The sequence below is a fragment of the Actinopolymorpha alba DSM 45243 genome (assembly GCF_000373925.1).
Classification (GTDB): domain Bacteria; phylum Actinomycetota; class Actinomycetes; order Propionibacteriales; family Actinopolymorphaceae; genus Actinopolymorpha; species Actinopolymorpha alba.
Genome location: NZ_KB892788.1, coordinates 31,732 through 44,068, shown reverse-complemented (window position 1 = coordinate 44,068; position 12,337 = coordinate 31,732). Strand labels below are relative to the sequence as shown.

Genomic DNA, 12,337 nt, shown 5'->3' with positions numbered 1-12,337 from the left:
GAACCGACGCCGGTCGAACCCGCAGGGATGGCACTCTTCGCCCTCATCGGCCTCACCGGCAACCTCATCGGAGTCGCACTACTCTTCCGCGCACGAGACGCCAGCCTCAACATGCGCGGCGCGTTCCTCGAAGTCACCACCGACACCCTCACCTCTGTCGGCGTCCTCATCGCCGCGGGAGTGATCGCGACCACCGGATTCCTACGCGCCGACGCACTCGTCTCCATCGTCATCGGACTCGTCATCCTCCCCCGCGCCATCCGCCTCCTACGCGAAGCCGTCAACATCCTCCTCGAAGCCGCACCCACCCAAGTCGACCTCAACGAAATCCGCCGCCACCTCCTCCAAGTCGACCACGTACAAGACGTCCACGACCTCCACGTCCACACCGTCACCTCCGGCCTACCCATCCTCACCGCCCACATCGTCCTGGACACCGGATGCTTCCAAGACGGCCACGCCCCACAAATCCTCGACAAACTCCAAACCTGCCTCACCGGACACTTCGACCTCGAACACTCAACCCTCCAAGTCGAACCCTCCGGACACTCCGACCACGAACACCCCCTACACGCCTAGGGCGTGGGAGATTTCCGCAGCCTGCCTGGCCTTTTGATACCGGAGGTTTACCGCGATGACGGCTGATTCCGCCGACGTCGATGTCCTTGTCGTCGGCGCCGGTCAAGCCGGGCTTGCCATTGGCTACGAGCTCCGCCAAGCAGGCAAGGATTTCCTGATCGTCGAAGCTGGTACGGCGGTGGGCGGATCCTGGCGGCGCCGGTGGGACTCACTACGGTTGTTTACCTCCGCCCGCCACAGCGGCCTACCCGGCCGCCCTTTTCCCGCACCGGCCGACCACTATCCGTCCAAGGACGGAGTCGCCGACTATCTCACCGGCTACGCCGAAGACTTCGGGCTGCCGATCCGACTCGGCACGAGCGTACGGAAATTACGCCACGGTGCTGACGGCCGATTCGAGGCGATCACCGAGCACGGGTCCTATTCCGCTCAGGCCGTCGTGGTAGCGACCGGACCATTCCAGCAACCAGCAATCCCAGCCATGGCCCGGAATCTGGCGTCCGACGTCACCCAGATTCACACCAATGACTACCGCAGCCCCGCCCAGCTTCCCGAAGGCCCAACGCTCGTTATCGGGGCTGGCAACTCCGGCCTCCAGATCGCTGAGGAGTTGTCCAAACTCCGCCCCGTGACACTGGCCGTGGGAAGCCGTCAACCCGCGATTCCGCAGCGCGTTCTCGGTCGCGACGTGTTCACCTGGCTGGATCGTCTCGGCGTCATGCGGGCACCTGCTGAGGGTTGGCTCGGGCGGCGGATCCGCGAACGCGACCCACTTATCGGCACGAACCTCCGCCGGCTCAAACGCCGTGGTGTCAAGATCGTCGACCGCCGTCACGTTCGCGAATCAAAGCCAGATACGCACCGTCGACGGCCACGAGATCACCGCATCCACAGTGATCTGGGCCACCGGCTACCGACCCGACTACAACTGGCTGACCGTCCCCGACGCCATCGCCACCACCGGATGGCCACGACACACCCACGGCATCAGCCCGATCTCTGGCCTGTATTACCTCGGCCTGCCATACCAACGTCACCGTGGATCCGCACTTCTCGGTTGGGTGGGCAATGACGCCGCCACCCTCCGCGCACACCTCCTCCAACGCCACCAGCGCACCGCTGTCGCCCAGGGTTGAGCTGTTGACCCGCGCGGTCCCCCGGTTGCCGGCAGATCACTGCGGGGCGTCGAGCGTCTTTCCCTCCGGCCCGTCGCCCAGTGAGGTCACAGCCAGCTGGTTCAGCAGCTCGACGAGTTCGGGGTTGTCCTCGAGTGACCACCCCCGCAGGTGATTGGCCAGCACCTGGCGCCGGACTGAAAAGACCCGGTCCGTGGCTGTTCGGCCGACGGCGGTGATGGAGAGCGTGCCGTTCACGCGTTCGACGTACCCACGGCGGACCAGCCGGTCGAAGGCCGGTTGCGCGCGCTCGAGGCTGACCTTGGCGCGCTCGGCGAGCTGAGCTTCCGTGCTTGGCCCGTGCCGGGCGATCCGGCACAGCGTCCATAGTGAGCCAGCGGGCAGGTTGACGCCCGCGGCCGCACCAAGCCGTTCGTAGAGGCCGCGGGCTCGGTCGTCGCGCTGCAGCAACAAACTCAGGGCCCGCTCGAGCTCCGCGTGGGAAGTACGAGCGATGACCCGGCCGGGGATGCCTTCGCCGTACTCGTACGCCCCAGCGGTAGAGCGCAGGGGCAGCTCACGGACGAACCAGGCAAGGATGAACGCCAGGAGTGCGACTGGGATCGCTGCCACGAATGCCGCGTGGAGGGACTCGGCGAATGCGTGCACCAGCGGATCGTGCAAGGAAGCCGGCAAGGTCTTCAGCTGCACCGGTCGCTGCTGGACGGACTGGGGCGTAACCCCGGGCGGCAGTGAATGACCATGCAGCACGGCAGGAACGTTGTGGGCCAGCTGGTTGGCGAAGATGGCACCGAACACGGCCGTTCCGAACGCCCCACCGATGGACCGGAAGAACGTAGCGCCTGAGGTGGCCGCGCCGAGATCCTTGTAGTCCACGGCGTTCTGGATGATCGTGATGAGCACCTGCATGACGAGGCCGACGCCGGTGCCCAGGACCAGGAACGTGAGGGACATCTCCGCCGTCGTGGAGAACTCCGTCAGTCGGGAGCACAGGTAGAGGCCGACTCCCATCACCGCCGTACCGAGAATCGGGAAGATCTTGTACCGCCCGGTGCGGGTGACCAGCTGTCCGCTCACCACCGAGGCAACCAGGATGCCAAGCACCATCGGCACCAGGTGCAGGCCCGAACTGGTCGGGCTCACGCCGTGCACCACCTGGAGAAACACCGGCAGATAGGCGATCGTGCCGAACATGACGAAGCCGACCGCGGTCGCGATCGCCGACGCGACGGTGAACACCGGCAACCTGAACAGATGCAGCGGCAGGACCGGCTCAGGTGCCCGGCGCTCGACGGCCGCCCATGCCACCACCAACGCGACCGCTCCGGCGAACAGGCCGACAATGACTGGCGAGCCCCAGGCGTACTGCGTCCCGCCCCACGAGGTGCCCAGCACCAGGGCTGCCGCGGCACCGGCCAGCAGCAGTGTCCCCAGGTAGTCAATCCGGTGCGCCTCGCGCGTCGCGCGAGCCGGCAGCGTGAGAGCGATCGCGACAAGTGCCAGCACGCCGATCGGCAGATTGATGTAGAAGACCCACCGCCAGGACAGGTAGTCGACGAAGTAGCCGCCGAGCAGCGGGCCGGCCACGCTCGAGACGCCGAACGCGGCACCGAAGATGCCTTGGTACCGACCGCGCTCACGCGGTGCGACGACATCCCCAACAATCGCCATCGCCAGCACCATCAGCCCACCGCCACCGATGCCCTGCAGTGCGCGGAAACCGATCAGCTCCAGCATTGTTCGCGACTGCCCGCACAACACTGACCCGACCAGGAAGATCACGATCGACGCCTGGAACAGCCGTTTGCGGCCGTACTGGTCGCCGAGCTTGCCCCAGAATGGGGTGGAGATGGTTAACGTCAGCAGATAGGCGGTCACGATCCAGGACAGGTGATTGGCCCCACCCAGGTCCGACACAATGGTCGGCAATGCGGTGGAGACGATCGTCTGGTCAAGCGCTGCGAGCAGGACCCCGAGTAGCAGAGCGCCAAAGATCACCGCGAGCCCACGCCCCGACGTCGCCGTGGCCGCTGATGGCGCCCGGCCGGCCGGCGCGCTCGGCCCGGTCATGGGCTGGTCGTCCTCCCCTACTCTCCTCTCCCCCACTCTCCTCCGCTTCTGCCATCTTCCCGCCACTTCGCGGCAACCGTGGGGCCGCCCGGACCGCCGTTTGTCGACTGTCTGCCACGATCCGGTTGCGCAGGACGCCCATCCGCTCGACCTCTAGTTCGACGATGTCGCCGATCGCGAGAACTCGGTCCTGCTCCGCGCCGCTGCCTTGACAGCGGCGGCATGGCCTGGACGGATGTGGTACCTCGCGATCAGGGTGACTGGCATGGCGGGGTTCCTTCCGGTACGGCGATGGTGGCGGGACGGCGGGTGGCGAGCACCCGGGCCAGGGTGTCGCCGAGGAGCTGGTCGAGGTCGTGGGGCTGGAGGAAGTCGCAGTGGGACCGGACCACCTCCAGCGACTGGGTGTAGGTGAGGAACGCGCGGGCGGCGGGGAAGTCGGACCCCCAACACATCCGGTCTGGCCCGTACGCCTGGAAAAGCTGGCGGAACGTCTCGCGAGCATCCGCGTAGGGGAAGTCCCAGCCGCGGGCGGAGACATAGTGGAAGCCGGACACCTTGATGAGGATGTTCGGTTGCGCGGCCGACGCGATCGTCTCCGCCAGATCGTCGGCGTACGACGGCCGCGCGGGTGAGAGGCCGCCCAGGTGGTGGACGAGGATCGGCAGCGTCGGAAACGCCCGCGCCACCTGGCGAAGGTCCCGCTGCCACGCGGGCGAAAGCGCGAGGCTCGCGATCAGGTTGAGTTCGGCAGCGGCCGCGAAGAACCCCATGCCCTCCTCTGACGTGAACCACCCGTCGTTCCCGGGATGGACGTAGTGGGTGAAGCCGGCGATGCCGAGCCGCTCTGCCGTTTCCCGCAACCGGCGCGCGGCACCCGGTGTGTGGTGCTCGGGCCGCCACGAACAGTCGATGTCGGCGATCACCACCAGCCGGTCCGGGTGGCGGGCCGCGGCCTCCGCCGCATAGTCGTTGTTGTCATCGTTGGCGCAACTGCCGGTGCCGATCCGGGCGCACACGAGCGCGGCCTTCTCGACACCGTTGGCGTCCATCTCGTACAGCAACTGCTCGACACTTCCGCGCGAGGCGGGATCGGGCACCAACGGGTCATACGGCCAACGCCGCCACGCATGGCAGTGGCTGTCCAGGATCACGACCCACCTCCGGGTTCGTCGCCGGCGCCGGGGGGATCGACGCCTTCGGGATCTACCGCGGCATTGCGGACTGACACGATGCGAGCGGTCAGCATGGCGCGTGGTTCGGCTCCCGTGAAGGTTCGTTCAAGGTCGTCGACCATCAGCCGGAAGAAGCGGCTCCGCGACTCCGGCGTGGTTCCGGCGATGTGCGGCGACAGGAACACGTTGGGGAGGTTACGTACGTCGGCGTCGACCGGGATCGGCTCGGGATCATGGACATCGAGGCAGGCGATGATGTCGTCGCGGCGGAGGCGGGCCACCAGACCCGCGGTGTCGACGACCGCGCCCCGGGACACGTTGACGAACACGCTTCCTGGCCGCAACAGGTCCAGCTCCCGGGCACCTAGCATGCCCCGGGTCTGGGACGTCAACGGTGCAAGGCAGATCACGACGTCGCTGTGGGCGAGCACGTGGTCGAGCGGCGCGAATGTCACGCCCAGTGCGTCCGCGAGTTCACGCGGGGCGTACGGGTCGTGAACGAGCAGCTCAACGTGGAAGGGTGCGAGCAATTCCACGAGCCGCCAGGCGATGTGACCGAACCCGATCAGGCCGACGGTGCGGCCGGTCAGCTCCCGTGGCGGCCAACCGGCCTCGTCCGGGTGCGGCACCCCCGCCACCAGCGCACGGAACCTCCGGCCGGCGTCGCGCAGTCCCATGATGGACAGGGCAAGGGCCCATTCGGCCACGGGATAGGACGACCCGTGCGTGGTGTCGACGACCCGAACCCCGCGCGCCGACGCGGCAGCCACGTCGACCCGGCCGCCGAACCTGTCGCCCTCGAGGTCGCCCACCATCAGGAGGCGCGGCGCGGTCGTCGACCACTGACCGGCGAAGTCGGCCGTCGACACGCGCGCGAACGACTCCAGCCGGGCCAGGTCGGCCGGCGCGAGGTAGCTGTCGCGAATCCTCGGATCGCACGCGATGCCGACCGCCGGACGGTGAAGGCTCATCGGATCGCCACCGAGCCGTCCTCGCGCAGCGGTGCGCCGACCTCGAGCGCCCGGGCGGCGTACGTGCTGAGCGGATAGAACGTGTCGAGTCAGCCAAGGTTCTTGAAAATAAGGTAGATCGGGATCAGAGTCCCCTTCTAGTGCGCGGCGGTGCGCGTGGCGGCGGGACCTACGGCCGTCGCCGAGAAGATGAAATTCGTGTCGTGAACGGGCGAGCCGTCAATATGGGCGGTCCCACCCACCGCGGCAACGTTGCCCTGATGCCACCACCAGGTCGGCGTCCCGGCCGGTTGGGTGAGTTCGAGGTAGTACCTGCCGTGTTCGAGCGGGGGGATCGTCAACCACTCAGTGGTGTTGTCGGACATCGGATCGATCCGTTTCCTGGCGAGCCGGTCCCGCGCCTGACCGGGTTCACCGCGGTAAAGCGTGACGGTGATCCCCGACGTCGTGCTGCTGTAGGTCGCCAGCATGAACCTGACCTCGGTGAGCCGCAGACCGTACGGCACGGTGAAGCTCTGCCCATAGCTGCGGCCCTTGCGGAGAAAGGGCGGCGCCGAAGTGGTAACGATCTGCTCAATCGCGGTGGGAGGCCACAGCGTCGCAGCCATCGCCTTCAGCCCCGCCTCCACCAGCGGCGCGTCGGCGTCGAGGTTCAGGTGCGACCGGCGATAACGGCCTGGCGGTACACCATAGGTCGCCGAAAAGCGCTTGGAGAAGTGATACGCGTCGGCAAACCCGCATTCCTTCGCTATCACCGCGATGGGCTGGTTACCGTCGAGCAGCAACGACGCCGCACAGGCAAGGCGTAGCCGCTCCAGCGCGGTGGCGGCACCCATGCAGTAGTACGCGCGGAACTGCCGCGCGAAATGACCCGTCGACACCGATGCCGCATCCGCGAGCTCTTGCAGCCGGATCGCTCGAAGACGCCCACCAGCCCATTCACGCCGTACGAACGCGAGGGCGTCGCTGATGGGTGTTGGCATTCCCGAGGTCACAATCACGCATTTTGGACCCCATCAGACAAGAGCTGTCCAGCCCTCATGTCCGCAGCTGGACTGGGTATTCCGGCACACTGTCCCACGATCACGATGTGACATTCTCATGTGCGAGAGCGACATTGTTGTCGCCTGACCACGGCGCCAGAATCCGCGGTCCGAAAGGAGCGACCGATGAATCCACGAACCGCTGTCGAGACGAGGTTGGCGGTGAGTTCACGAGGCTTCTGCGCCTGGCGGTCCTGCTACCGGCCTGGTGATGTGACGCCGCCCGCGGTAAGTCGTCACCACGCAGGCAGGGCGAATTGAGCGTGCCGGTGGGGCGATGCGATAGACCGCGCGGCCTCGCGAGGGAGCCGGAGCCGACTTTGGCGGAGGCGTCTCGGCTTCTTTGCCGAAACTCCTCCGCCAAGTCATCGCAACTCGCGAGCGATCTCACATAGTGGGCACCCTCAAGATCATGAAGGATTTTGGTCATATGGCGACGAAAATCCTTCATGATCATGGCCCGCAGCTCCGGCGAGAGGCTTTGAATAGGCCTCCCGAGCCGTCATAGGTTTCTCGGTCTCTAGCCGAGAAACCTATGACAACCCAGCAAACGCCGTGCCGAGGTGTCCAGGTCGGTCTTGGTGTAGTTTGGTCAGCGTCCGTCGACCGCGAGGGAATGACTCGGATGGGCTTGGAGATCGAGAATCGGCCGTCCGATTCGCCCTACATCGAGCGGGTGTGGCGCAGCCGTAGCGATGACAGCAACCGCATGATGTCGATCGCGACATCGCATTGGGATCTGGTCATCTGGGAGCAACGCGGTCAGGTCAGTGTGGCTGTCCAAGGGCCGGAGTCGACGGCGAGTCCGGCGCCGGTTCCCGAGGGCGCCACCTTCTTCGGGATCAGCTTCTCGCTCGGCACGTCGATGCCGCACCTTCCGATCAACCGGCTCGTCGACGATTCTGTCGAGATTCCTGACGCGACACGCAGGTCGTTCTGGCTGAAGGGCTCGGCCTGGCACCTTCCCGACTACGACACTGCCGAGGTGTTCGTACGGCGGATGGTGCGCGAGGGTGTCCTGGTCTGCGACCCGATCGTCGCCGAGGTGCTACGTGGAGCGTCACCGGACGTCTCCGAACGTACCCTCCAGCGGCGCTTCGTGGCGGCGACCGGACTTACCCGCGGCGCCATCCGGCAGATCGATCGGGCCCGGCAGGCGGCGGCCCTGATCCAGGCGGGCGTGCCGGCCCACGACGTGATCCACCGACTCGGATACTTCGACCAGCCACACCTGGCGCGGTCGCTGACCCGCTATGTCGGGCGGACCGCCACGCAGTTGAGCGCCCAGGATCCGTCGGTGCCGCTGTCGCTTCTGTACAAGACCTGACCTCTTCTTCCGACCTAACATCCCAGGCGCAGCAATCGGGGCCAGCCTCGACCCAGGCGGCGTCCTGGGACCTCACGGGAAAACGCTGGCCCGTAATAGAGAGGTCGTCATCTTGCGCAAGATTGTTTCGACTCTGTTCATCTCCCTCGACGGCGTCGTTGAGTCCCCGGACCAGTGGCAGTTCGAGTTCGACGAGGAGATGGGTGCGGCGTTGGCCGCGACGCTGGAGACCGCCGACACGGTGCTCCTCGGCCGGGCGACCTATGCCATGTGGGCCGGGTACTGGCCCGCCTACACCAGCGGCGAGGACGCGGAGTTTGCGAACTGGATCAACAACTCGTCCAAGTACGTTTTCTCGACCACGCTGGACAACGTCGACGAGTGGGCGAACAGCACGCTGATCAAGGGTGACCTCGCCGCCGCGATCAAGCAGCTCAAGGCGAGCGATGGCAAGGAGATCACGATCGCCGGCAGCCCGGGTCTGGTCCAGTCGCTGTTGGCTCAGGACCTGCTCGACGAACTGGTGTTGGTGATCCACCCGGTGATCGCCGGTGAAGGCCGCAGGAAGCTGTTCGCCGACGACAGCCCGTTGAAGAAGCTCGAACTGGTGAGTGCCCGGCCGACCAGCAGTGGTGCGATCATCGCGACCTACCGACCGGTGTAGTGAGCTTTCGGAACGGCGGATTGCGGCCACCGCGCACCAACCCGCCGTTCCGAACCCCTAGCCGTTGACACCTCTCCCCCGGCGCCGATCACCTCGCCCGGCTGGCTCAGTACAGCCAGCGACGCCTCGACCCGGTCGCAGAGCGCGGCAGCGGTACGGGTTCGGCTGGCCGAGCACGCTGGTACCAGTCGAGGTACCAGCGTGCGCCGAGGACTCCCGACAGGTCGTCGTCCAGCTGGTGTGAACGTGCCGGCCCCATGGCGACCTTCTAGGTGATCGAACGGGCAGACGGCGCGAGTAGCCTCCGGAATCCAGCCGCCCACAGTCCCCATTTCCTGGCGCGGCGGTGTTTGGCGCGTACCCGGCCAGGCCCCAGGGGAGTAAGAGCTCCACTCCCGTCATGCAACCTGCTCTCAACCCACCGCGTGAATCCGCCCGGGTCCCGACTCCATGGGATCGGGGCAGGTTGGATCACGACTGGCGAGGCCTCCAGGACGTTCGCCGGTTGGCGCGGCGGATTGACCGATCGCGGGTGAGGCGGCCAAAAACCTCTGCACGTCGCACAGCGTCGAGGGATGAGGATGTTGATAACGCGTCCGTCGCGCAGCGAAGCCGCGCAAAGTTCAACGCCGAGGCGGCCGGACTTGCCGCACACGGGACAGATAGCACGCATGAGGCCGGAATTCCCGTCAACCTGGCCGGTAAACCGCCAGAAGGTTGGCAAGCCACTCATGATGGTATGCGCTATTTACGTCACCCCTAATTCTTTTCGAAGGGCCGTCTACCCAAGGAGGCTTCATAACGTCAGACATAATTCGCTTCTTATTCGATCAGCGAAAAGTTCGCGGAGAAATGAGCCCGGCAGCCTGATCGAAATCAGGATAGTTCCACGAGTGGAATATATATGAACGGCTCATCCTTCATTGATTTCCGTGGTAGGGGCCATTCGGGAATGCTGTCGCGTGCGTGCCAACCGGCACGGCGCCGTACCACCCGCCGGATCAGGGTCCGGGCAAGTCCGGTCGGTGTGCGCGGCGAGGTCGCGCAGTACGGGGTCGAAGCCGAACTCACCGAGGCGCCGTCCGCGGTCGGGGAGTTGGACGGTGGCACGCGCAGGTTCGGCGACCGGACAACCCCATGCCGGGTGGTCACCGTGCCCTGGGCTGCAAGGCACTGCCGTCCGCGCCGCGAAGGACACCCCGCCATAGCCTTCGAACGCGGCGGCGGCGTCGAGTTCGCCCACGCCCTCGAGCAGGCCGATGCCGACCGTGGGCCGCAGCCAGGGGAAGGCTGCGTTCAGGGCGTACGCCAGGTCGGCGGCGGCGAGACGGTTGGCGGGGATCGCGGTCGGGCCGTCCAGCGTCCAGCGCGGGTAGGACAGCCGCCATCCAGTCCCGCAGTGCCGCTTCCTGGCCCCCGGTCGGGTCGGTCCCCGTGCACGACCACGACATCGGGTTCGGGCAGCGCACCGTCCTCCACCTAGGCCGGCGTGTGATCAGGGAGCAGGTGCGCCGGGCCAATGTGATCCGACCCGTGGACACTGCCGCGCGGCTGGCCAACCATCCCCCGCAGCCCCGCGGGCCCGGTATGAGCACCAGGTCGCCGGGGCCCGCCTCCGTCGCCGCCAGTCCGGCGAGCCCAGCCAGCGCCAGCTCCTGCGCGGTGCGCACCTCGGCGGTCTCGGCGGCGTACTCCAGCCGTTAGCCGCCACCCAGGTCCCCGCGTCGAAGACCTGCACCGATCCGCCGAGGTCCAGCAGATTCACCTCAGGCAGCACCAGCACCACGACCCGCCCGGTGACACCCGTCGTACGTTCACTCACCGGTCAGCGTAGGCAGACGCCGCCCCCGCCACGAGGGCGGCAACGGTCACGCACCGGACGGATCAGGCACTCTCCGGCTCGCCGCCAGCAATCTGGACTGGACTATCGTCCGCGCCAATACCTGATCGCCCGGCTTGTGTTTGTTGGCGTTTACTGTTGGGGACGTGTCTGTTCTGCCGCTCGCCGAGAAGGCCACCGGGAATTCGTCTAGGTCGGATCCTCACATGAGCGACATCGCGCGGGAGGACCTGATGCCGATGAGCCCGCAGCGCGCGATAACTACCGCCTCGCCCCTCCTGCTTGGAGGTGTGGCGGCGACTTCGGTTTTCAACCCCGCGATCGCGGTCGTACACGGGTCAGTTATCTGCGCTGTGATCCTGCTGTTGCACGTCAGGCATCTGCGCATAGAGGCTCCAGAGACATTTGCAATGCTCTATGTGGCCTTCGCTGCCACGTCGATCGTCTGGGCTATCCAGCCACAATGGACCTGGTACACCGTCCGCTGCCTACTCGAAGTCCTCATAATTTTTCTGGCCACCCGGACCATCATCACCAACCAGCGGCGGATATCCGTGGTCGCCTGGGGTTACGTCAGCGGTTGCCTTGTCGCCATCGTTCTTCTGATCTACCAGAACCCAACAATGCCCTTGGTCGTCGGGTTCTCGACCGCCCGTTATGGCATCGACGGGATAAATGTCAACAACCTGGCCTACGCGCTGGTCACCGGTCTCGTCGTCATAATCCTGCTCTGGACCACCCACTCCTCGGCTCGATGGGCTCGATTGGTATTGGCCGCTGCCGCCGTGGCAATTGTTTTTGGGATCCTGCAAACTGGCTGTCGCGGAGCGCTTGTCGGGGTCGTTCTCGTCGCCGCTTGGCTGCCCATACATCGGTTCGTTCTTCGTCGCGGGATCTCCATTTTGTGCATTGGAATCTGTCTGACGGCACTCGTGATCTCAACTGGATTGGCGACCAGTTGGCTGCGCGCTGTTGACGCTGCGTCCGTACGTTCGACCGGGGACCTTTCTTACCGGCTGATTCTGTGGCCGCTTGCCAGACAAACGTTCATCGATCACTGGCTCCTGGGAATCGGCGCTGGTGGATTCACCACCCTCCCACCGCTACGACTCGGCGCCCACAACATAGTCCTCGAGGTCGGCACTGGGCTCGGCATTATCGGTTTGGCGATCTTCGCCGCCGTCGTCGCTACCACCCTCATCACCGGCACCCGCGGTGCTTCCGGTCGCACCCTCATCCTGGGTTCGCTGCTCGCCTGCTGGGCTCCCATGTGGTTGTCGGCACACTGGGAACTCGAACCCGCGCTCTGGCTCACGATGGCCGTCTTCTCGACCCTCCGGATCCGCAGGCCGTCAATGACAACCGCGAACGAATGTGGTGACCGCGAAGCCACGCCATTATGTCCATCCGAACTTCCAGATGGCCGGGCCGTGGTTCGTACCACTGTTCCTCATCCCCGGACTCCTCAGAAGATGCCTGACGCCGATCGCTGCCATGCTCGATCTGCCACCGGTAAGCAGTAGATCTAAAGA

Annotated in this window: 10 protein-coding genes; 6 read left to right on the top strand and 4 right to left on the bottom strand. The window is 65.9% G+C overall.

Annotated features, from left to right (window positions below):
• A partial coding sequence (locus B141_RS0129700) for a cation diffusion facilitator family transporter (protein WP_020578835.1) occupies positions 1–579 on the top strand: 579 nt, incomplete at its 5' end.
• 55 nt (positions 580–634) lie between these two features.
• On the top strand, positions 635–1,651 hold the full coding sequence (locus B141_RS46885; protein ID WP_202805970.1) for a flavin-containing monooxygenase: 1,017 nt from the start codon (positions 635–637) through the stop codon (positions 1,649–1,651).
• A gap of 100 nt (positions 1,652–1,751) precedes the next feature.
• On the opposite strand, the gene B141_RS43490 is transcribed toward B141_RS46885, so the two are convergent.
• From B141_RS43490 to B141_RS0129670, 4 genes are all read right to left on the bottom strand, one after another.
• The gene (locus tag B141_RS43490) at positions 1,752–3,785 is read right to left on the bottom strand and encodes an MFS transporter (RefSeq protein ID WP_020578832.1); all 2,034 of its coding nucleotides are present in this window, start codon (positions 3,783–3,785) and stop codon (positions 1,752–1,754) included.
• Between the two features lie 251 nt (positions 3,786–4,036).
• The gene (locus tag B141_RS0129680; protein WP_020578831.1) at positions 4,037–4,939 is read right to left on the bottom strand and encodes an amidohydrolase family protein; all 903 of its coding nucleotides are present in this window, start codon (positions 4,937–4,939) and stop codon (positions 4,037–4,039) included.
• A complete protein-coding gene (locus B141_RS46330) occupies positions 4,936–5,931 on the bottom strand; it encodes an NAD(P)-dependent oxidoreductase (RefSeq protein WP_020578830.1) in 996 nt (331 codons plus the stop codon). The genes B141_RS0129680 and B141_RS46330 overlap by 4 nt, the downstream gene beginning before the upstream one ends.
• 137 nt (positions 5,932–6,068) lie before the next feature.
• A complete protein-coding gene (locus B141_RS0129670) occupies positions 6,069–6,914 on the bottom strand; it encodes a helix-turn-helix transcriptional regulator (RefSeq protein ID WP_020578829.1) in 846 nt (281 codons plus the stop codon).
• Positions 6,915–7,599: 685 nt separating this feature from the next.
• Between B141_RS0129670 and B141_RS0129665 the strand changes: the two genes are divergently transcribed.
• The 4 genes from B141_RS0129665 (at position 7,600) to B141_RS0129645 (ending at position 12,328) form a co-directional block, all read left to right on the top strand.
• The gene (locus B141_RS0129665) at positions 7,600–8,301 is read left to right on the top strand and encodes a helix-turn-helix domain-containing protein (RefSeq protein ID WP_020578828.1); all 702 of its coding nucleotides are present in this window, start codon (positions 7,600–7,602) and stop codon (positions 8,299–8,301) included.
• A 112-nt stretch (positions 8,302–8,413) separates the two neighbouring features.
• A complete protein-coding gene (locus B141_RS0129660; protein ID WP_020578827.1) occupies positions 8,414–8,965 on the top strand; it encodes a dihydrofolate reductase family protein in 552 nt (183 codons plus the stop codon).
• 952 nt (positions 8,966–9,917) lie between these two features.
• Positions 9,918–10,448: a hypothetical protein gene (locus tag B141_RS49845; RefSeq protein WP_157181392.1), complete on the top strand. Its 531-nt coding sequence runs from the start codon at positions 9,918–9,920 to the stop codon at positions 10,446–10,448.
• A 596-nt stretch (positions 10,449–11,044) separates the two neighbouring features.
• A complete protein-coding gene (locus B141_RS0129645) occupies positions 11,045–12,328 on the top strand; it encodes an O-antigen ligase family protein (RefSeq protein WP_202805969.1) in 1,284 nt (427 codons plus the stop codon).
• The last annotated feature ends 9 nt before the right edge of the window (positions 12,329–12,337 follow it).

Excerpts from the sequence above, each read along its gene's own strand:
- B141_RS46885 (WP_202805970.1), top strand. The coding sequence starts at position 635 with ATGACGGCTGATTCCGCCGACGTCGATGTCCTTGTCGTCGGCGCCGGT.
- B141_RS43490 (WP_020578832.1), bottom strand. The coding sequence starts at position 3,785 with ATGACCGGGCCGAGCGCGCCGGCCGGCCGGGCGCCATCAGCGGCCACG.
- B141_RS46330 (WP_020578830.1), bottom strand. The coding sequence starts at position 5,931 with ATGAGCCTTCACCGTCCGGCGGTCGGCATCGCGTGCGATCCGAGGATT.
- B141_RS0129670 (WP_020578829.1), bottom strand. The coding sequence starts at position 6,914 with ATGCCAACACCCATCAGCGACGCCCTCGCGTTCGTACGGCGTGAATGG.
- B141_RS0129665 (WP_020578828.1), top strand. The coding sequence starts at position 7,600 with ATGGGCTTGGAGATCGAGAATCGGCCGTCCGATTCGCCCTACATCGAG.
- B141_RS49845 (WP_157181392.1), top strand. The coding sequence starts at position 9,918 with ATGCTGTCGCGTGCGTGCCAACCGGCACGGCGCCGTACCACCCGCCGG.
- B141_RS0129645 (WP_202805969.1), top strand. The coding sequence starts at position 11,045 with ATGAGCCCGCAGCGCGCGATAACTACCGCCTCGCCCCTCCTGCTTGGA.